Source organism: Pseudomonas sp. HLS-6 TE3448 (genome assembly GCF_053629555.1).
In genome coordinates, this window is the sequence record NZ_JBRJIO010000001.1 from 3,649,160 (window position 1) to 3,668,510 (window position 19,351).

General features: G+C 56.0%; 19 protein-coding genes and 1 pseudogene. 9 read left to right on the forward strand and 11 right to left on the reverse strand.

The features are described 5' to 3' along the window. The first annotated feature begins 8 nt into the window (after positions 1 to 8). From AB7M23_RS16845 to AB7M23_RS16860, 4 genes are all read left to right on the forward strand, one after another. Positions 9 to 2,180 carry a prenyltransferase/squalene oxidase repeat-containing protein gene (locus AB7M23_RS16845; protein ID WP_454241403.1) on the forward strand — a complete coding sequence of 724 codons (2,172 nt, stop codon included), beginning with the start codon at positions 9 to 11 and terminating at the stop codon, positions 2,178 to 2,180. A 43-nt stretch (positions 2,181 to 2,223) separates the two neighbouring features. After that, entirely contained in the window at positions 2,224 to 3,288 is a 1,065-nt protein-coding gene (rfbB, locus tag AB7M23_RS16850; protein WP_454241404.1) for a dTDP-glucose 4,6-dehydratase, read from the forward strand. 38 nt (positions 3,289 to 3,326) lie between these two features. Continuing rightward, entirely contained in the window at positions 3,327 to 4,241 is a 915-nt protein-coding gene (gene rfbA, locus AB7M23_RS16855; protein WP_454241405.1) for a glucose-1-phosphate thymidylyltransferase RfbA, read from the forward strand. A gap of 353 nt (positions 4,242 to 4,594) precedes the next feature. Then, positions 4,595 to 5,695: an SGNH/GDSL hydrolase family protein gene (locus AB7M23_RS16860; protein WP_454241406.1), complete on the forward strand. Its 1,101-nt coding sequence runs from the start codon at positions 4,595 to 4,597 to the stop codon at positions 5,693 to 5,695. Between the two features lie 218 nt (positions 5,696 to 5,913). Here AB7M23_RS16860 and AB7M23_RS16865 read toward each other — a convergent pair whose 3' ends face one another. From AB7M23_RS16865 to AB7M23_RS16890, 6 genes are all read right to left on the reverse strand, one after another. Beyond that, positions 5,914 to 6,375 (reverse strand): type II toxin-antitoxin system YhaV family toxin, encoded by a 462-nt coding sequence (locus AB7M23_RS16865; protein ID WP_454241407.1) that lies wholly within the window; start codon positions 6,373 to 6,375, stop codon positions 5,914 to 5,916. Next, positions 6,375 to 6,692 carry a type II toxin-antitoxin system PrlF family antitoxin gene (locus AB7M23_RS16870; protein WP_434519247.1) on the reverse strand — a complete coding sequence of 106 codons (318 nt, stop codon included), beginning with the start codon at positions 6,690 to 6,692 and terminating at the stop codon, positions 6,375 to 6,377. Before AB7M23_RS16870 ends, AB7M23_RS16865 begins: the two co-directional genes overlap by 1 nt. 228 nt (positions 6,693 to 6,920) lie before the next feature. Next, positions 6,921 to 7,766, reverse strand: a complete 846-nt coding sequence (locus AB7M23_RS16875; RefSeq protein ID WP_454241408.1) for a DUF7281 domain-containing protein — start codon at positions 7,764 to 7,766, stop codon at positions 6,921 to 6,923. Beyond that, the gene (locus tag AB7M23_RS16880) at positions 7,754 to 8,992 is read right to left on the reverse strand and encodes a hypothetical protein (protein ID WP_454241409.1); all 1,239 of its coding nucleotides are present in this window, start codon (positions 8,990 to 8,992) and stop codon (positions 7,754 to 7,756) included. Before AB7M23_RS16880 ends, AB7M23_RS16875 begins: the two co-directional genes overlap by 13 nt. Continuing rightward, the gene (locus AB7M23_RS16885) at positions 8,989 to 9,606 is read right to left on the reverse strand and encodes a condensin complex protein MksE (RefSeq protein WP_454241410.1); all 618 of its coding nucleotides are present in this window, start codon (positions 9,604 to 9,606) and stop codon (positions 8,989 to 8,991) included. Before AB7M23_RS16885 ends, AB7M23_RS16880 begins: the two co-directional genes overlap by 4 nt. Then, positions 9,603 to 10,001: an ATP-binding protein gene (locus AB7M23_RS16890; RefSeq protein ID WP_454241411.1), complete on the reverse strand. Its 399-nt coding sequence runs from the start codon at positions 9,999 to 10,001 to the stop codon at positions 9,603 to 9,605. Before AB7M23_RS16890 ends, AB7M23_RS16885 begins: the two co-directional genes overlap by 4 nt. A gap of 530 nt (positions 10,002 to 10,531) precedes the next feature. Here AB7M23_RS16890 and AB7M23_RS16895 point away from each other — a divergent pair. From AB7M23_RS16895 to AB7M23_RS16905, 3 genes are all read left to right on the forward strand, one after another. Beyond that, the gene (locus AB7M23_RS16895; protein ID WP_454241412.1) at positions 10,532 to 11,611 is read left to right on the forward strand and encodes a hypothetical protein; all 1,080 of its coding nucleotides are present in this window, start codon (positions 10,532 to 10,534) and stop codon (positions 11,609 to 11,611) included. Between the two features lie 275 nt (positions 11,612 to 11,886). Continuing rightward, positions 11,887 to 12,327: a hypothetical protein gene (locus AB7M23_RS16900; protein WP_454241413.1), complete on the forward strand. Its 441-nt coding sequence runs from the start codon at positions 11,887 to 11,889 to the stop codon at positions 12,325 to 12,327. Between the two features lie 401 nt (positions 12,328 to 12,728). Beyond that, the gene (locus tag AB7M23_RS16905; protein ID WP_454241414.1) at positions 12,729 to 12,905 is read left to right on the forward strand and encodes a hypothetical protein; all 177 of its coding nucleotides are present in this window, start codon (positions 12,729 to 12,731) and stop codon (positions 12,903 to 12,905) included. Positions 12,906 to 12,970: 65 nt separating this feature from the next. Here the strand turns inward: AB7M23_RS16905 and AB7M23_RS16910 are convergent, their stop codons facing one another. The 4 genes and pseudogenes from AB7M23_RS16910 to AB7M23_RS16925 form a co-directional block, all read right to left on the reverse strand. After that, positions 12,971 to 13,591: a hypothetical protein gene (locus tag AB7M23_RS16910; protein WP_454241415.1), complete on the reverse strand. Its 621-nt coding sequence runs from the start codon at positions 13,589 to 13,591 to the stop codon at positions 12,971 to 12,973. 260 nt (positions 13,592 to 13,851) lie between these two features. Next, positions 13,852 to 14,649: pseudogene (locus tag AB7M23_RS16915) on the reverse strand (DUF6035 family protein); the annotation flags it as partial. Positions 14,650 to 14,661: 12 nt separating this feature from the next. After that, a complete protein-coding gene (locus AB7M23_RS16920; RefSeq protein WP_454241416.1) occupies positions 14,662 to 15,228 on the reverse strand; it encodes a DUF7830 domain-containing protein in 567 nt (188 codons plus the stop codon). 48 nt (positions 15,229 to 15,276) lie between these two features. After that, on the reverse strand, positions 15,277 to 16,032 hold the full coding sequence (locus AB7M23_RS16925; protein ID WP_454241417.1) for a HEPN domain-containing protein: 756 nt from the start codon (positions 16,030 to 16,032) through the stop codon (positions 15,277 to 15,279). A 161-nt stretch (positions 16,033 to 16,193) separates the two neighbouring features. On the opposite strand from AB7M23_RS16925, the gene AB7M23_RS16930 reads away from it, so the two are divergent. Together AB7M23_RS16930 and AB7M23_RS16935 are read left to right on the forward strand one after the other, a co-directional pair. Then, positions 16,194 to 17,129 carry an RES family NAD+ phosphorylase gene (locus AB7M23_RS16930; protein ID WP_454241418.1) on the forward strand — a complete coding sequence of 312 codons (936 nt, stop codon included), beginning with the start codon at positions 16,194 to 16,196 and terminating at the stop codon, positions 17,127 to 17,129. Between the two features lie 188 nt (positions 17,130 to 17,317). Beyond that, entirely contained in the window at positions 17,318 to 18,136 is an 819-nt protein-coding gene (locus AB7M23_RS16935; protein ID WP_454241419.1) for a hypothetical protein, read from the forward strand. A gap of 1,008 nt (positions 18,137 to 19,144) precedes the next feature. Here AB7M23_RS16935 and AB7M23_RS16940 read toward each other — a convergent pair. Next, positions 19,145 to 19,330: a hypothetical protein gene (locus tag AB7M23_RS16940; protein WP_454241420.1), complete on the reverse strand. Its 186-nt coding sequence runs from the start codon at positions 19,328 to 19,330 to the stop codon at positions 19,145 to 19,147. Positions 19,331 to 19,351 lie beyond the last annotated feature (21 nt).

Below are 19,351 nucleotides of genomic sequence, written 5' to 3' on the forward strand. Positions count from 1 at the left end.
AGGGTGCCATGCACAGCACCTCATTTACCTTCTTGACCGACGCCTTGATGGACCGGGAAGTGGGTGGCTTTCTCGCCATCACCGATGCGGCTGGCGCGTTGCGCATCAGCAGTGACAAACGTCTGGAAGATCAGGTGGCAGCAACCTTGTTCTTCACCCATCATGGCGACGAACAGCAGGCCGAGTTCGCCTTGGCCGGGCTGCTGGCGCTGCACGACGGCGAGCAGGAGGGGTTTACCGAGCTGGCCGACCGGCACTGGAACGCGCACGGGTCCGGTCGCTGTCGGACCCTGGCGCTGCAGTTCGACGCCCTGCGCGCGTTGCTCGAGTTCCGCCGCCAGCGGCGTGACGATGCCCGACTGCAGGGGGTGACCAAAGGTGTTCTGCAGCGCTTGGAGCAGGTGTACGACAGTCGCCTGTTCGGCGGCGTGCTCAGCAGCGACTGGACGACAGTCGTCGACGGTCCTATGCCGTTGGAGCTGGACATCGCCGCGCTGAACCTTCTGTGCAGCCTGTGCACCTGCAAGGGCGACAACCCCTTGCCCGCGCACCTGCAGCAGCATGTGTGGAAGCTCGAGGACGAAGTGCGTGCCGAGCTCGACGGGCTGGGCGCCGGCCCGCTGCGCCAGACCGCCAGCCGTGCCCGTGCCGTATCGGCACTGGTGCGCTGGGCCCGGGCCAACAGCCACCAGGAAATGCTGCAACTGGCGCGCAAGCTGCTCGACGACACCCTCGAGCGCCTGCATGACAGCGCCTACGGCGGTTACTGGGACCGTCTGCGCTACGACCAGCGCGTCGGCGCCGACTGGCTGACTTCGTTCAAGCGCAATGAGTCGCCGTTCCCGATCAAGACCAGCTTGGACGTGGCCTTGCTGCTCGAGGCGCTGGAGCTGGCGCACCCGGGCGAGACCAGCGTGCGTCGCGAGCAACTGCTCAAGGCGTTGGCCGACTTCCATGACAGCCGCCATGGTGGGTTCTTCCTCGGCAAGGGGTATTTCTGGTCGACGCCGGTCGATCCGACCGTGCCGTTCATTCGCCAGTTCTGGGCGCCGCCCCGACAGCTGGGTGTGTTCCACATTGGCAATCTTTCATACCTGCCGCTGCATATCAAAAGCCTTGAAGGGCAGTTGGCCTGCCTGGGCGCACTGCGGGCGCATGGCGCAGTCCTGCCGCAAGCATCGGCGCCGACGAAGGTCGACGCCAGCATCCTGCGTGTCGTGAACAACCGCGGCCGGCTGGAACAGCCTCACCTTGGACAATCGCCAGCGCTGGATGTCGATCTGCCGGCCTATTTCGCCTGGCTTAGCCAGGCGCGTTCATCCCTGACTGTGCCATATGGCCTGACCGCGGAAATGGCGCCCCAGGGTTTTCGCGCCGACCGTTGCTGGCAAGTGTTCTCAGCGCTGCATGTGATCTCAGACCTGTATGCCCTCAAGGCGGACATCGACGACACGGCCAGCCTGGTTGCCTGCATCCAGGGTTCGCAGAACGTCGATGGCGGGTTTTCCGAGCAGCCTGGCCAGCTCAGCGATGTTTTCGCCACTTACTGCGCAGTGATTTCCCTGCGCCTGCTGGGTAGCGAACCGCGTGCGGTGCAAGCCTGCGTGGCCTACCTGCACCAATGTCAGCAGGCCGATGGCGGCTTTGGCAACGTACCGGGCTACCAGTCGGACATCTGGCACAGCAATCTGGCAGCGCTGTCGCTGCATGTGCTGGGGGCGCAGGCGAGCGAGCCGCAGGCGCTGCTGGATTTCATCCTGGCGTGCCGTCACGCCGACGGTGGCTTCGCCAACCGTCCGGGCAACCCGCCGGATACCTTCTCCACCTACCGGGCCCTGTCGCTGCTGCATGCGCTGGACCGCGAGCTGGTCGACCCTTCCGCCACCGTGTCCTGGCTGCAAGGGCTGCAACAACCGCAAGGGGCGTTCCTCTATCGCCCGGGCAAGGCGGTCAGCCTGGTCGGCAGTTACATGGCCGTTGCTGCCCTGTACCTGCTCGATGCCCACCCGCGCGACGTGCTGGGCGTCCAAGCCTGGATCGCCCAGCACCAGAAGCAGGACGGCGGTTTTGGCCCGCTGAACACTACGTCGGCGACCACCGACGAAAGCTTCACCTGCATCCAGTCGCTGCTGATCCTCAAAGGGGCGCTCAGCAAGTACTGGGTCGCCCTGGTCAACTGAACCCGCTGAACGGACGCGTCACATTCATTACAGGAGTACTTGCGTGAATATCTTGATTACCGGCGGTGCGGGCTTCATCGGCTCGGCTGTGGTCCGTCATCTGATCGAACAGACCGATTGCCAGGTGGCCAACGTCGATGCCCTGACCTATGCCGGCAACCTCGAGTCGCTGACGAGCGTCTGCGATTCCAAACGCTATCGCTTCTACCAGGCCGACATTTGTGACAAGACCCGGTTGAAGCAGATTTTCAGCGAGTTCCAGCCTCAGGCGGTGATGCACCTGGCGGCTGAATCCCACGTCGACCGCTCCATCGAGGGGCCGGATGCGTTCGTGCGAACCAACGTGCTGGGGACCGCGACCCTGCTGGAAGTCGCTCGGGCCTATTGGAACGGCCTGGAGCCAGAGGCCCGCGCAGCGTTTCGCTTCCACCATGTTTCCACTGACGAAGTGTTCGGCGATCTGGAAGGGACCGACGACTACTTCACCGAGGACACGCCCTATGCGCCCAGCTCGCCATATTCGGCGAGCAAAGCCGGCAGCGATCACCTGGTCCGTGCCTGGGGGCGCACCTATGGCCTGCCGGTGCTGGTGACCAACTGCTCGAACAACTATGGCCCCTGCCATTTCCCGGAGAAGCTCATCCCGCATGTCATCCTCAACGCGCTGCATGGCAAGCCGCTTCCGGTCTACGGCAACGGGTCACAGGTCCGCGACTGGCTGCATGTCGAGGACCATGCCCGTGCCCTTTACACTGTACTGACCCGTGGCGCGGTGGGGCAGACCTACAACATCGGTGGCCACAACGAGCGACGCAACCTCGAGGTGGTACAGGGCATTTGCGCCCTGCTCGAGGAGTTGCAGCCGAACAAGCCGGAAGGCGTGAGGGCCTACAGCGACCTGATCGAGTTCGTCAGCGATCGTCCGGGGCATGACCAGCGTTACGCGATCGACGCTGGCAAGATCGCCGACGAGCTGGGTTGGACTCCGCAGGAAACCTTCGAGACCGGCCTGCGCAAGACCGTGCAGTGGTACCTGGACAACCGCGGCTGGTGGCAGCGCGTGCTCAACGGCGCCTACCGCCTGGAACGCCTGGGTAACGCCGCCTGATCCTTACACCTTCATTCATGTTTCAAGGGAGCTGTTTCATGAACAAGACCAAGTACAAAGGCATCCTGCTGGCCGGTGGTTCGGGCACCCGCCTGCACCCGATCACCCTGGGGGTGTCCAAGCAATCCCTGCCGATCTACGACAAGCCGATGATCTACTATCCACTGTCGGTCCTGATGCTGGCAGGTATCAGTGAAATCCTGGTGATCTCCACGCCGACCGACCTGCCGGGCTTCCAGCGCATGCTGGGCGATGGTAGCCAGTTTGGCATCAAGCTCAGCTATGCCGAGCAACACAGCCCGGACGGGCTGGCCCAGGCGTTCATCATCGGCAAGGAGTTCGTTGGCGACGACAACGTCTGCCTGGTGCTGGGAGACAACATCTTCTACGGCACCCAGTTCAGCGAGACGCTGCGGCAGGTCACCAGCCGCGTCAGCGGCGCCACGGTGTTCGGCTACTATGTGGCCGAGCCGCAGCACTTCGGAGTGGTTGAATTCGATGCGCAAGGCAAGGCGGTCAGCATCGAGGAAAAGCCCAAGGCGCCGAAGTCCAACTACGCGGTGACCGGCCTGTACTTCTACGACAACCAGGTGCTTGATATCGCCGCCCAGGTGAAGCCGTCGGCCCGTGGCGAGCTGGAGATCACCGATATCAACAACGCCTATCTGGAACGCGGCACACTGAACGTCAACGTCCTGGGGCGCGGCTTCGCCTGGCTCGACACGGGAACCCATGACTCGCTGCTCGAGGCTGGCAACTTCGTTCAGGCCATAGAGAGCCGTCAGGGCCTGAAGGTCGCCTGCCTGGAGGAGATCGCGTTCCAGAACGGTTGGATCAACCAGGCCCAGTTGCTCGCGCGCGCCTCGGCGCTGAAGAAGACCAGCTACGGGCAATACTTGGCGTCCATTGCCGCGGCGGCCGATGACGGTGTGGTTAAGGCGTTGATCGCCTGATACCGCTCGTCCACGCTGACGGGGCGCCGCGAATGAGAGACCACAACAGGATGGGCGCCCCTATGCATGTCAGTTCCTGATGGACGCGCTAGGCGGCCATCAGTAGCGTTTTGATTGCTCCTGCAGTAGCCTCTGGCCACGGTTGCATAAGGCACCGTTGGCCAGGGTGCCAGCTTCTGCGAAAGGGATTATTCCGCGTGTCTGCTTCTTCTGTTCCTGATCCACGCGATAGCGTGGGCGCTACCTCCTGGCTGTCCACCTGGACCGCTCCGGCTCAACCTGTCTGGGGGGCCGAATTGCCATTTCCCACCCAGCTTCCCGCACTGATCGGTCCATGTACCGTGCGCCAACCCATGCGTATCAGCAAAGGGGGCAAGGCAGTGCGCCTGCTGTTCTCCAACGAGTATGGCTACGCGCCACTGCGCCTTGGATGTTGCCGGCTGGCTTTGCGTGAGCAAGGTCAGGCCCGCGTCTGGAGCGATGTCACCTTCGCTGGTCGGCCCCAGGCGACCCTGGCCCCCGGCCAGCGTCTGCGTAGCGATCCCCTCATGATGGACATCCCGGATCTTGCCGACCTGGAGGTGGCCCTGCATTTGCCCGAGGCTTTCGAGATCGGAACGTTTCACTGGGATGCGCGCCAGACGGGCAGCCTTGAGCCTGGCGATCGCATGGGCAACGACAGTGCATTGCCCGACGCCCAGCCGTTGAATGTTCGGGTATTGGTTCATGCCATCGAGGTCCAGGCCGAAGGCGCGGCCCTGGTGGCAATCGGTGATTCGCTGGTCAATGGCCATGGCCTGGAAAAGAACACCCATGGCTGCTGGGCGGACCTGTTGGCCCGCCACCTGGCGCCATGGGGAATTGCCTTGGTCAATGCCGGGCAATCGGGTGGCCGCCTGCTGTGTGACAAGATCGGCATCAGCGTGCTAAATCGGTTCGAGCGGGATGCGTTGCAGCAGCCCGGCGTTGCGCTGGCGATCCTCCAGGTAGGCTTGAACGACCTCGGCTGGGCCGACTCCGTGGTCGATCCTGGGGCGCCGCTGCCGAGCTACGAAGCTCTGACCGCCGGTTATGCCTCGTTGGTCGAGGCTGCCCATGAGCGGGGCGTCCAGGTATTGGGCATGACGCTCACCCCGTTCGAAGGGGCATTCGCCGGCACGCCCTTCATGGCGTTTTATCAACCGGCGAAGGAGTGCCTGCGCCAGCGTCTGAATCGCTGGATCCGCGAGGCCGGTTGCTTCGACGCCGTGTTGGATATCGACGCACTGCTGCGTGATCCGCAGGAACCGCAACGGTTGTCGGCCTTGCATGATTCGGGCGACCATTTGCATCCCGGGCCTGAAGGCAGCCAGGCGATCGTGCAGTGGTTGCTGGAGCAGCCGATACTGGCTGGTCTCATGGCGCGGCAGACGAGCCAGCATGGTGAATTTGAACGGGCGGATGCAGAGCACTGACCTATGAATAAAGCCCCACAGGTTTGTCGCAAGCGTCAAAGGCTATCCGGATCCCCGAAGAATATTTGAAAATTCATGTAAATCAAAAGGTTATGAACGGGAAATTGGATTTGTACCCACAGATGTACCCCTTTCAACAGCCGCTACGAGTGGATTCCAGTGGACGCGACGAGGAGGGATCGGTTTCGAACGTGCAATCCCACACCCACTTGCGCAATTTATGCTTTGGGCTCGTCCCAGTCGCTATGCGTTGCAGCAGTCAGCGCATCCCAGTCATCCGGAGGGTTGCCGCGGCCCAGCATCTTCTCGAATACGGCGTAGGGATCGGATTTGCTGCCTGCGGAGCGCAGAGTATTTTCGTCGTTGACCCATGCATAGACGATGACCTTGGACCTTGAGTCATAGCGAAAGAACAGCCGAAAGCGCCTGCCGATTTTTGCACGGCGCCAATGTCGGTAGGCGGTGCCCAGCGTATTACCTTGGCGGAACTCATCACGGCCCGGATCGGCAGGCACAGCCTCCAGGATCAGATGGCTCAATGCCCGAAACAGCTTCACGTTGGCGTTGCTCTCAAAACCTTGCGGGTCGTTCTGCTCGGCCCGGGCGGCGGCTTCTTGCAATTTGCGTAGCTGTAAAGTCACACCTTCATGGAACAACAGTGTCCAGCCATGTCGCAGCATCAGATCGCGACCTCACCATCGATATCTTCGTCCAGGTTTACGGAGTGGTTTGCGTTGGCGAGCATGGTTTGCGCCAAGTCTTCCGGTAGGGTGGTGAGGTTGCGTCCGCTTCGGATATCAGCCTCCAGCAAACCTAGGAACGCACCGATGGCAGGGTCTTCGTGGGTGGTTTCTACGCGGCTGACCACGATTTCGCCCCCGCGTACGTCGAATGCGATCTTGCCACCAGTGTCTATGCCCAAAAGCTGGCGAACGGATTTGGGCAGTGTGACCTGCCCCTTCGAGGTTAGCGTTGCGATTTCGTGGATGGCAGGCATGTGCGTTCTCCCGGATGTATTGATTGAAGGGTAAGGAATAATCCTTACGAGGTCAATCCTGGTTTTCTGCTGATCAAACATAGGCGGGGGAGGACGCTCAATAGCGGCGCAAGGTGAGTTACACCGCTTCCAGGGACACGATCGCGTGAGCCTCCCACCGGTGTGTGAATACTGGTACACGGAGGTTTGGAATGGCTCTATTAGGGCACAGAGAACCCCTTCAGTGGCTCAAGTTTGTTCTAGGCCTATCAGCTTTTCCTGCGGTAACGCCTTACCCGCCTTACGGACGAGCTGATAAACCCTGACAAGCTCAGGGTCAGTCAAGCTGTCGAGAAAGGCCAGCTTACCTGCGACCTGCTTCTGGTACCGATGCTCGGTATTGATCTCGTCCATGAGTGCCTGTAAGCACTCGTCTGAAGGCGCCAGATACCGAGAGAAACCGGGGAGGGTGGCAGCAATGCAAATGCCCTCAGGATCATAATCAGTGAAGGCTACTACTGGCAGCTTTAGCTCTGCCAACAACGCCTGGCTGCTATCCGTTTTGTAGCTTCCTGGCGCACCTCGAAATACCACCAGCGGATTGCCAGGCACCTGCTGGAGAAAGGGTGTCTCATGAGTAAGCTCAAAGTTTTCCCAGTTCTCGATAAGCAATACGCTGTCGTGCGCGCAGTGCTCAACCACCCAATTGCGATCGAGATCCAAGCTTGAACCTGGAGGGATGTGAATTGGAGTTGGGCCTAGCAATAAAGGCCGACCGGGTAGGGCCTTCACTGCTACACGCTTACCACGCAGGCGTTTGGTGGTGAACTTCTCATCACCGCCTTTCTTCAGCGCGCCATGGCGTGACTCTCCCTCCCACGCATCAAGCGATTGGTTTGGGTCGACTTTGGCCTCGTTCTGAAGGTAGGTCGCAATCTTCGCCTTGTGGCTTGGACTGAATCGCCAAACAGATCCGACGCGGTGGCCGACGCTGTAATCCTCACAGAATTCGTTCAGCATCTTGCTTGGGCGAAAGTCTTGCTCCTCTGACTGGAAGATAGACAGGAGCTTCTTGGTGAGGGCTAGCGTTGGCATAGCAGCACATCCTTGATGATCACGTTTCCGCTGAGCGTATCGTCCTCATTCTTGGCAACGTGGTTTATGGACAGCCGCCTGATGATCCTGGCGTTGGCGTTGATCTGTTTCTCGACAAGCGTGAGGAAGCACATCATGCAGGACTCCTGATCCAGTACCTTGGTTTCCTCGGCCTGTATGAAGTAGCCAGCAGCCGAAATCGGGGTGGGGGATTTAGCAGCCTCATTGAGAAGGCGCTGACTGATCACTACAACTGGCGAGCCTTTGATGAGCGCAGCTTTCGGTGGCGCCTCATCGACCGGTGTGCCGGGCTTTCTGGTTTTGACGGGGACAGCCACCGCCTTTTCAATGCTCTTGGCAATATCGACCAATGAGTCTCTGATGTTTTGGGCGCCCAAGTCAGGCACCAGCTGAATCTTCAGAGGCTCGTGATGGTAAGCCCACTCCGGAATCTCAGGATATTCATCTGGGGATCGCACCTCGTACTCAGGATGTTTCTGAAGATAGAGCTGCAGCGCACGAATGCGACGCGCGCGAGGGGCGACTGTCCTGATTTTGTAGAGATAGGTCTTAAGCACATGGATGATGTCGACTGTCCTGGAGCGCCACTCTGAAAGCTTGTCCAAAATGTGGCTCTGATACAGAACCTCTAGGGTCTCGCGCTCCGGTGGCGTCAACTCGTCAAGGATTGCCTCGCCATCGAACATACTCAGGGCCTTGAGGATCCGCTCAAGCTGGTTGAGATAGTGCTCGGTCTGCTTTTCCTTCTCCTTATAGGTCGTAACGTTGCCGAAATTGTTCTCGGCCGCCGTGCGAACATGGAGGAGGAAGTCATTCATGGCCTCCGCCATCTCGTACAGGGTCGCATCGATATCGCCCTGAATGAGTAATGAGTCTTCGATGCGATTCTGTAGGCAGGCGTCGGTGTAGTCGTCCATCAGCGTGATGAGACGTGCCATCTGCTCACCGAAATCGGCCGAGATATCGTAATTCCGAGCACGATGGGTTGCTTCGTTCAGCAGACGATTGAGGGTAGGCGAGAGCCGGTAGGTGTTCTCAACTGCGGCGTTGATACGCACTGCTCTGATCTGCTGAAGCTTCGTCAGCGCTCGAGCATTCTCATCATCCCGGGTGACATATCCGGCCGAATACATCTGTGATATCACTCTGCGATATTTATGCAACACTTCAAGATGACTGGCCACCGACTCTTCGAGCGTGTTCATGACTCGGCTCTCTTGTCGTACTCGCTATCTTCTTCAGAGATCTCGTCGTGCAGCATGATGTACTCGATAGCTTCCATCAGCCACTCGATGCGGCCAGTGAACATGAAGATTTCGGACTCAGGATTGACGAGGAGCAGGTATCCCTCATTCTGGAAGCGCTTGACGATCTTGTTCAGGCGCTCCCGATCGGAGCCATCCTTCGTGTTGATGTCGATCGTCGTCTGCCGCAGCTGTAGATATAGACTGGGATTCTCAGAGATCCTGGCCATCATTTGATTGAGGTTCAAAACCTGGCCGGCAGCAACGGACTCATCATCCCCAGTGATGCGCATCACCAGCTCAAGGAAAGACACCATGGGGCGCAGAACATTCTTGACCTCTGTGAAGCGCTTTTTTGCATCCTTTTTCCCCTCGATGTCGATGTCAGCATGCGCGGCAAAGAATGCACCGCCATCCCGCGTGGTGGTCAACCTGAGGTCAATGCGCCTGAGGTACTGATCAACATCGCCCTGGTTGCCGTTGTTGGCCAGGAACTGATGGCCTTCGTAGTCGGTAATCTGGCAGATGAACCCGCCCTGCATGAGAGCAGTCGCTACCCGGGCAAAGGTGCTCATTCGCCGTCCTCCCAGGCAAGCTCAAGCTCGCTGTCATCGGTTGCGTCGTTTTCCAGGGCGAGTTCGCAATGCACCAGGCGTCGTTCAGCATCCAATTTGTACTTGTGTTCAAACAGCATCAGCGTCTCAGCGTCAGGATCGGGGAAAGCGGTGCACAGAGTAATTCTGTTCTGGCCTAGGTTGCAGAGCGACACGATGTTCTCGGCATCAATCGCCTTGAGCTCATCGACACACCAGGTCAGCTGTACAGGAGCGTTGCCCCGAACCTTACAAATGAACCCCAGGAACAGGATGATGAGCACCAGGTAACTGAGACCGTTCGACGAGATGTTAGTTTTTCCTACCTTCTCAGGTAAACCCATTGCGGGTTGTGGGGTATGTAAACCTTTCGCCATCCCCGCCTAGCCAGAATCCCATGAATTCAAGGTTCTTCATCAAACATGGCGGTGTATAAAGGTCACGACGCTGCTCTGCAACAGATCCACGATGTAAACAAGCCTTTTTTGGGGCTTTTTTCACTGTGGATGTAAACCCAGACACAGGTTTCCAGGTGGCTCGGGCTAGGTGTTGAAGCGGTGCGATGTAAACAAGCCACGGAATTCGCGGCCTCCAGCGTTTACATTCTACTGTTCACGAGTCAAAAAAATGAGGTCATTCAGTGGGCCGACCTCCGCAAAGCTAACGAAGCGAAATCCGAAGCGCCTGATGCCGAAAGCTCTCCGATTTTGCATAGAGCTCGGCGCAACCGGCAAGAGCATTTGCCCACAAATCACGATCCACCCTCCGGTCGCTTCCTGCGCTGGTTACCTCTATCTAGGGAGTGATTCCGGCAGTTTGTCGGCGCTGATGTCACTGAGATATCATTCTGCGCCGCTTGGGCGCGCGACGCTTAGCGACCGATTAATGGATTTTGGATGAGAAGCCAGTGAGTTCAGCAGAACCGGATTTTTTGTTGGCAAAGGCGAAGCAGACTGTCGAGCAAAAACGGCGGGTACGTATAGTGGGCATGATTCTTCCAGGGGTTCTGGGAGGACTGCTATTTGTGGTGCACTCAATGTTTTACGGTGTGCTAATGGACTCCAATCTTGTTTTGCCAGTTGGGCTCCTGTCTATTGGTTTGATTGGGGTTTCAGCAGGTTTCGTTGTCATAAATTATCTGCAGACCGGATTTGCTCTGACTAAAGAGTATGAGGTCGAAGCCGAACTTGCAAAGCTCAAAGACCCTTCATCCATGGCGGGGATGCTAGGGCCAGAAATAAGAATGTTGAAAATAAAGCGCTCGAATTACCCTGTTGATGAGTTGTCGGGGTTACGAGATGAAGTGGAAAAGATTAAAGGTATAGTTGATAGCGACGCCTTTATGAAGATTAGTGAGGCTGATAGTGATTTTAGGCGCGCGTTCTTAAATAACTCTGCTGCGGAAATTGCTGATAAAGCTAACGCAATTTTGGCCTCGAAGGTTCATCAAAGTGTAAGCTCAAGCTTGACTTGCACTCGGTTTGAAGAGTGTCGTGTTCGTTTAATGCAGGAAATACGTGATCTTAATCGAAAGGGAGATATTAATTTAGCTATCGGTGCCGGGATTTCTGCTGCTGGTATATTGCTTTTAGGGGTGACGCTTGTATATGAGACAGCTGAGAGTAAGGATATTATAAGTCTTGTTTCTCATTATCTTCCTAGGCTTTCTTTGATTATACTAATTGAAGTTCTTGCGTATTTCTTCTTGCGTCTTTATAAGGCTGGTCTTGCGGAAGTCAAATATTTCCAAAACGAGCTTACAAACATTGAGGCTAAGCAGATAGCTACCGACGTTGCCAGGGAGGCTGGCGATAATACTTTGATTGGCGTGGTCGTGACCAAGCTTGCCGAAACTGAGCGTAATCATGTTCTCACGAAGGATCAGACCACTGTTGAGCTCGAAAAGGCTAGGTTGGAAAGCGATTCAAAAGTAGCGTTCGGTAAGTTTGTGACCGACTTCTTCCAGAAAGTTAAGCCGTCAAGCTGAATTAGGCTTTTCTTTCAAAGGGCGCTGATGATTGTTCGCTTTTAACTTCATTTGTAAAGCGCCTCAAAGATGGTTTGAAAGAGTTCCGATTTGCGTAGAGATTGATTCAAGCGATAGGGCCATCTGCAAGGGGGCTAAGTTAGGATACCTTCACGCCTCTGTACAGCCGTCCGACCTTCTTGCAGAAACCGAATTCACATTTTGCCATCGATAGCCGATTGAACTGGCGCATCGGAGCCGCTATGGTGAGCCGGTGACATCAACCGAGACTCCTTATGGACGATCCATCATCAACTGAAAATCCTACAGTCCAGGCTGCAGGTGGGCCTGTGCCCTCGGATCCGGTCACGGCGGAGCTCAGAGCGGAGTTCGCACGACTGGAGCAAGCCGAGAAGGACGCGAGAGAGCGGATGCGGCTGTCCATGCACATCCTCGACGACCTTGATCCTACTCGCCCAAGCGCTCGACGCATGATAATGTGCGCCATTGAGCGAGCTTTCTTTGCCCTGGAGGCTCTCGATCAGGCCGTGGGTGCCTTCGGCCCATCTGACTTCTTTGCTCATCAGTATCGTTTTTGGTTCGCTTTCCTCGCCTACTGCCTGAATGCGCTGGCGACACTCAATTCCCTCCAGGCTCGTGCTCAGCGAGCTGTTCTTCGGGTACCTCTCTTCGCGGATGGGCCTGAACTCAGCGGATACAAACACCGTCTTCGTTGATTCCCTTCGAAAAAATTCTCCATTTTCGAACGGGATGACCAGCATGAACACTGACCATCGTTGTATCTGCGCTACCTGCTCCAGAGAAATGGAGCCGGCTCGGGATTTCGCGCCTGCAGCAAATTACTCCAATCTTTCCACAGGACGTGCGGGCGCCTCGACTAAGGCTCCGCAACCTCCTACTCGCTCCTGGGCTGACCGGCTCATTGAATGGGCGAAGATCATTGTGAAGCTTGGGTACCTGCTGCTCGAATTCCTGAAACTGTAATCGGCCAGGCGACGCTCGCCTCCTCGGAGGCGGGCAGTTGCCCTGCATAGGCTTCGTCGGCCTTACCTTTACTGCCGCTCCAACGCATGGAGAAGATGCACAGGTTAGCGCATTGGATATCCTGGCGCTGATCATGGCGCTACACAAGCGACCTCTTAGCCACGCCGAGATTCACTCGCCAGTTTACGTCGAGTTGCGGATGCCGTTGAGGGTTCACCTCTTCCGTCACCTGCAGCGCTACCTGATCGAGCGCTCGCGTGCTACCGAGCCGGTACTGGAGGCGTTTTTGGCTGTTGAGGTTGGCTTGTAGCCCCGTGCCGGCAGATTGAGCTCGCTGCAGTCACAGGCTCAATACTGCCGTTCACCAGGTTTTATTTAGACCAGTGCCGCTTTCACCACGCCGAAGTAAGTGATAAAGACGAATGCTCCCACATAGATTAGGCCCACGAGTGCTGGATGAAGAGAGGCCAGCGGGGTAGGTCGAGGCAACCGAATCTGAATGTTCGCCATACTCATGGCGATGATCAAGCAGACAATCCAGGTGATGGTTACGGCTGCCGGTGGATAGTCATCTGGCCGAAGCTGGACTTTTGTCATCACGATCAGCAACGAGGTCAGCAGCCCAATGAGCGCGCCGAGTGACCACAATGTCAGATCGCTGGCCAGCCGGCGAGAGAGGCCGGCCAAACGACCTCTGGCCATTGCTCGGTACTGTGCATTTCTCAGGGCGACCTCTAGATCCTTGGTCATCAGAGCCGGGATACAGAGAATCAATGCGATGCTGCCCATGATATTGAGCATAGGGGCCACCGAACGGCCAACGCCATCGAGGTAGGCCAGAGGATCGAAGTGCTTGATGCCCGTGAGAGTTGCGACAGATGCAATCACCACGAAGACAAATGCGCGGAAGCACACGTCGCGAAATGGGGATTGCTTGAGCGTGCGCTCAATGTCCGTGTCAGTGATGGTGATGGTGATGTTTTCGATTGCCGTCATAGGGTTGTCATAAACCTTGTATGGATCATGGAAACTGCAGTGAGTCTTAACTCGATTCAGCAGCTCTATCTCAAGCATTGGCCAGGGGGGGTACCCGTGTGCACAGGTTTCTGCCCGAGGTAATGATCCAATCGGCATGATTTCTCAATTCTTCACTGCCTCAGCGATTTTCTTTTCTTCATGCTGATCCAACGTGGAAAAATGCATATGGGCTCCCTTGCTCTGGCACCAGCGCACTCGCAGTCTGCTGCTACGTGTTCTCAGGTTCTGATTTGAGCCAGCTTGTCACTGACCTCGGGAACGAGAAAAGCGATGACTCGGTTGTAAGACGGATCCTGTCGGAAAGCCACATCGTGATTTCCCATACCGTCCTTTATGACCTTGGTGCGACGGATCCATGTTCCCTTGGTGTCCTGGTCTTTCAGAATTTGCTCGTATCCGCATAGCCTGAGCGTCCAGCCAAAAGCGTATAAATACTCTTTGTAGTGATCGAACGCGGTGTTTGCAACGTTGAGCAATCGCGGCAAGTTGTAGCCAACCGGACGGCCGAAGCGAGCGCTTAGCATCAGCGAAACCACGCCATGGAACTTGTCCATGCGGTAGTCCATGGGAAGGAGGAGGTGTGGCACGGCGACGCGCATCTGCTCTCTTAATGCTTGCCAGGCAGTGTCTGTCTCCCGGCAATCGTGTGCGGCGTGCTCAAACCAGAAATCATAAAAAGCCTGCCGAGCAGTTGATATGTCCAGTAGTCGCTCCAGCTCAGCACGGACAGCATCGTAATCCCGGTAGTAGACCTTCTGTGCCTTGGTGTCGATGGTCAGTTGATCGAGAAATATTTCCTCTTTGATCCACTGATCGATGATCGTTCGACCCTTGAGGTGTGGGATCGCAAACCAGCAGTCCAAAGCCATGCGTTTGGCGCGGCGGGAGCGCTCCAGCGTTTCCTCGTTCACGATGAACGCGTTGTTGTTGTTCAGGTAAAAAATATCTTCCTCGGAGGTGCGGGTCTCATTGGGATCAAAGCTCTGAAAAACCCAGATCACACCACCATTGTTGGCACGATAGAATTCTCATCGACCCACGATTTCGGTGAGGTAGGTGGTCGATAACTGCACTTCGAATGCCAGCCGCTGGCCGGCACGTTCGACCTGGACATCCGGTTTACGCCACTGAGCTCGATCTGCCAGCGGCATCCCTTTCCAGATCTTTTCCACCAGGGGTTCTGAACAGTTCTCATCGGCGATCAGGCTGTCACGGATGATCCCTTTCAGCCGTAGGTGCGCAGCGCTTTCCTGCGCGGCGTTGTACTTCATGCAATTGATCTGGGCGGCGCTGAATTTGCCTCGCGTGGAGACAGAGCATTTGTGCCTACCCTCTTCTCTGGGGTGGTGACGAAAGTGGAATCGTCGTTCCTGAGTCAGCACGAGAATCACAGGAGTGGTGCACCATTCGCATACCAACCACGGTTGCTCGGGATTGCGTGCATACCGGCTTGCCAGTTCGCCACGGTCTTTCATGACCAGGCCGAGCTCGCGACTGAGAAAGGATTGAAGATCGACTGTTTGACCCGTCTCCAGATCGAGAATCTCAGTCAGGCGCATCGTGTCAGTGGGTTGTGCAACCTTGTATGTGAACATGCTGCTTCCTTCCGTGGAGGCAGGCCAGCTGAGTGCTGGCCCCTCTGGTTAAAAACCTACATCGCGGGCGGTAAGCGCGCTGTTGATCCTGCTCTTCAGATCTTCAGCAAAACTGCGGATTGAGCGTATCGCCTGTTGAACCTCCTCAGTGGTGAGTTGAATTGGCTCGTCTTTGATGGTTTTGCCATTGCGATGAACGATGTCGTGACGCTTGTCGGTGATGCGACCAATCGCGCTCACATCAATCCCTTTCATGGCGTCGCCGAACATTGCCTGCAGAACTTGTTGGATCGTGGATACGTTGTGGAAGGACAGCTCGGAAAGCTTTTTGAGAACGGTGCTTTCCACGATCTTCGGCTCTTGGGCGATCTGCTGGAGAGTGATGGGGATGCCGTTCAGCTTTTTGTAATGGGTTATCAAGCTCAGAAGTAGGTCTCGCTCGCTCACGAGGAGCTTTTGAATGACCGAGCTGATCAACGTTTCAAGGAGCGTTACGGCATGGGCATAGACGAGCTTGTTAATCGTTCCAGTGTGCGAGGGGCTGTTCGAGATCGTTAGCAAACTGAACGCCGTCTCTAACTCCGCCGAGAACTCAAGAAAGAATTGGCTGTGGGAGTGACGGTGCAACCATTCGAACTCCGCTGCCTCCTCCTCTGCATCCAGCATGGCCGAATACTCAGCCGCTAATTCTGCCCATTGATCTTCATCCTCGTCGGGATCGACCTCAAGCCCATACGTCTTGCGAATCCATTCGATGCATTTTTCTTGCTGAACTTCGAAAAAATAGTCCTTGATCGAGCTCATGGGTGTCCTGTCCTCTGACGTTTAGGGGGCGTTACTCGCTACTGTGGGGCGGGGCCAACCTGCAGGCGAGGTGTTGGTTTGCTACGTGCGATCAGCGATCATCCTCAGCTTCTGCGCAATTGTATTTTGCCACCATTGTGCGAAAGGATGACGAGATCGGCATGGCTGTAGAAAATGTGTGCTTCAAATGCGTGATGGACAAATTTCTAGGTGGGCAGATTGAGCGCAAAGGTACGTCCACCTGCTGCAGTCTGTGTGGCGCAAAGCGTAGAAGCGTGCCGCTTTCTGAGATCGTCACCCGTGTGGAAGCAGTCCTTCAGCTTCACATCGGTCAAGGTGACTTTGATTTCCGCTGGAGGGGCGATGGCCCAGAGCAGTATCAGCGAGGAGACACGATCGAATACTGGGTCAGCGAGGTGTTTGGTTGCGATAACACCGACTCTATCGTGCGCGCGGTGTGCGACAAGCTGACGTCTTACGACGAGGACGTGAACTATTCCCAGTTGCCATCCATGCCTAATGATATCCGCTACCAGTGGGGTGAGTTCCAGGAGGGGATCAAGCACGGAAATCGTTTTTTTAACGAGAGCGCGAAGGCTTTTCTGGGCTGGCTGTTCAAAGACCTGAGCAAGTACTCCGCATCGTCGGACGAACACGCTGTTGTCCGAGTGTTGACGCCCGATAATGCGCCGCCGATTTATCGTGCTCGTACATGCGTGACTTCAGGCAGTCTGAGTGAAATCACCGCCAATCCCGCTCGCAACCTTGGGGCACCGCCGAAAGACAGGGCGGGAGAGGGGAGAATGAACCCAGCCGGCGTGCCGGCTTTCTATGGCGCTCTAGAGCGTCTGACATGCATTGCTGAGCTTCGTCCTCCTGTCGGAGGTACCGTCGTGAGTGGCGAATTCAGATTGAACAGTGACGTCAGGGTATTGGATTTCACGCGTTTGGAGGCGTCGGATCTGGGCCCGAAAAGCTGGATCGACTCAATACATCGTCCCAATGCAGGCTCGATTTCGCCCATGTGTGGTGTTGTTATGGAGACGCTCAGGATGTCGGCAGCTTCGCCAATCCCCACGTGGACGGTCATCAAGTGATGTAAATCGCTAGGGCGAGGGAGTCGGCTCTGATTAATGCCTACTCGCAATCGCTGTCGGCACGGATGTGAGGGCATTCCGATCCGCGCAGAAAAAATTTGCAAGTGTACGGTTTTGGCCGTACATTCTTTTCTTGTGCCGTACATCGTACGGCTAATGGTGATTACCCATCCGTTTCCGAGGTTGCTATGGACGTCAAAGATCAGAGGCTTGAGATTCGCATTCCCCAGCAGCAGCTCGACGAGCTGGATGCCATCCGCAGTTCAACGGATTCTCCTTACACGCTGACCCGCTCTGACGTGGCTCGCATGTACATTGCTCAAGGCATTGAGCGTCATAAGCAAGGTGTAGCAGAGTCCTCTCGCCGTGAGCAGGAGCTTTCGCTAGGTGAGCGTCTCAGCGTATTTTTCCAGATGGCGCTAATGCGTCTCCCCCTCGCAGAAAAAAAAGCGTCAAAAATCGATCTTTACCACAACGATGAGCCCACCTCAATCGACCCTCAAGAACTCGTCAGGAAAGTTTACGAGAAGCGGTTTTTTTGGTTTTTCGAGCTAGAGCCTAAGTCTTTGGCTGAGTTAGGCGAAGGGTACGCGGTCGATGCTGTCACTGCGCTCCTTGATAGGCAGCCGAATGCACAAACGAGTTGTAACTTGGAATATGTCTGTGAAGTGGTGCGGATGCTTAACAGCATTAAAAGATGTATGGATCGGGCCGAGCATAGAGATGGGGTGGCTGAATCCATCAAAAAGTATAGCAATCGTAAGGGCGTACCTTTAGAGTTCAAAGGTTTCTCGGTCAGCCTTCCTCAACTCAATGAAATGGCAACCTTGGTTCGATGGGTTGATAAGCGAAGTGCGTGGGGTGCTTTTTCCCCTATCACGTGTGAACAGTATCAAAATGCCATCCTCGATCAAATGCTGGAGGTCTATCGCGAACTGAAAGACAGCCGTGGTGAGATCGAGCTTGAGAATCTGCAAGACATGATCTTGGATCCTCGTATTGGCTGACGGCGCAGCCACTGTTCTGGGGCGATGCCGTTTGCCGTGTAAAGGCCTTGAGCGGCTGCGGTGGCCAACCTCTGATGCGCTAGGAGGAAGCCGTATCGAGAGGGGGCGTGGGATCGCCCCTTGACGAGAAATGGCAGCATCCCCTAGTATGCAATACCGAGCTGAGCACTAAGAAAGTGCGAGCTTGAGATAGGTGATGCGCCACCTTAAGGGCCACTTCCATACACTCCTCTACTCACAATCTTAATAGGCATCAGTCTAATTAGATTGCCATAGAAATATATCCATCTTGAATTATCTCGGCGAATTAAATGCATAAATTTGCATTTGGTTGCTGGGCTCATATCGCTATTGCAAAGACTCGTCAGTCTCATAAACGGGAAACCACTGCGCACCGACTTCGTGAACCTAAGTGTTCGATAGGGCGCAACTCTTTCCGGCTAATTTATGAAATTACAAGGAGCTCTCACATGTACCAACTGCTTTTCGAGGAAGTATTCCCCCCAAGCTCATCGAAAGACGGAGCGATAGCTCTGCTTTTTGAAGGCTAGGAGCCTAATGAGCGTATCATCGTAGGCATTCAGGGGGTGCTGGTTCAGGATTGGAACCGTCCCATCACCATTCAGCTTCCTGGCTGGTGTCGTTGGAGCCCGCAACATGTATCAAGCCTGGGTGGCGGTTTGTACAAGTGGGCTCTCCAGCCAGCACAGGAACCCTACTCATTACTCTGGCCTGAAGATGTCCCAAGGGCCGAATACAAAATCGGCAGCCTGCCACTGAAGGTTTACTTCGGAGAGGAGCCGCCGGCGCTGAAGGGCACTTTGAAGCTAAATCGTTGACGATTCTTCAACAGATCAGTCCACCTAGAGCTTGAGATCCGGTCGGTCTGACGGATCTATCAAGTCGTGGGCTTTTCAGGATTCAAAGCCGTGTTCAAGGCGCTCGACGAGCGCCAAGGCGCCTTCGATAGAGCCCATTAGGGCGATGGCTGCATCCAGCCGCTGTAGATCAATCCGGCGACTCAGCGCTTCTATGTTCGGGGCTCACCGCTTCCTTGATAGCGGCTGCGAGCGTCTCCAGTGCTTCCCTAAGCCGAGCGTTTTCTCGAAAATCCCCACAGTTTGGTTGGTGCTCGGTGCAGTGGTGCAGAAGCGCTTGGGCGTCATTTATGTTCAGATCGAGCTCGATCAGCATGTAGATTCCTTTAGAAAGTAG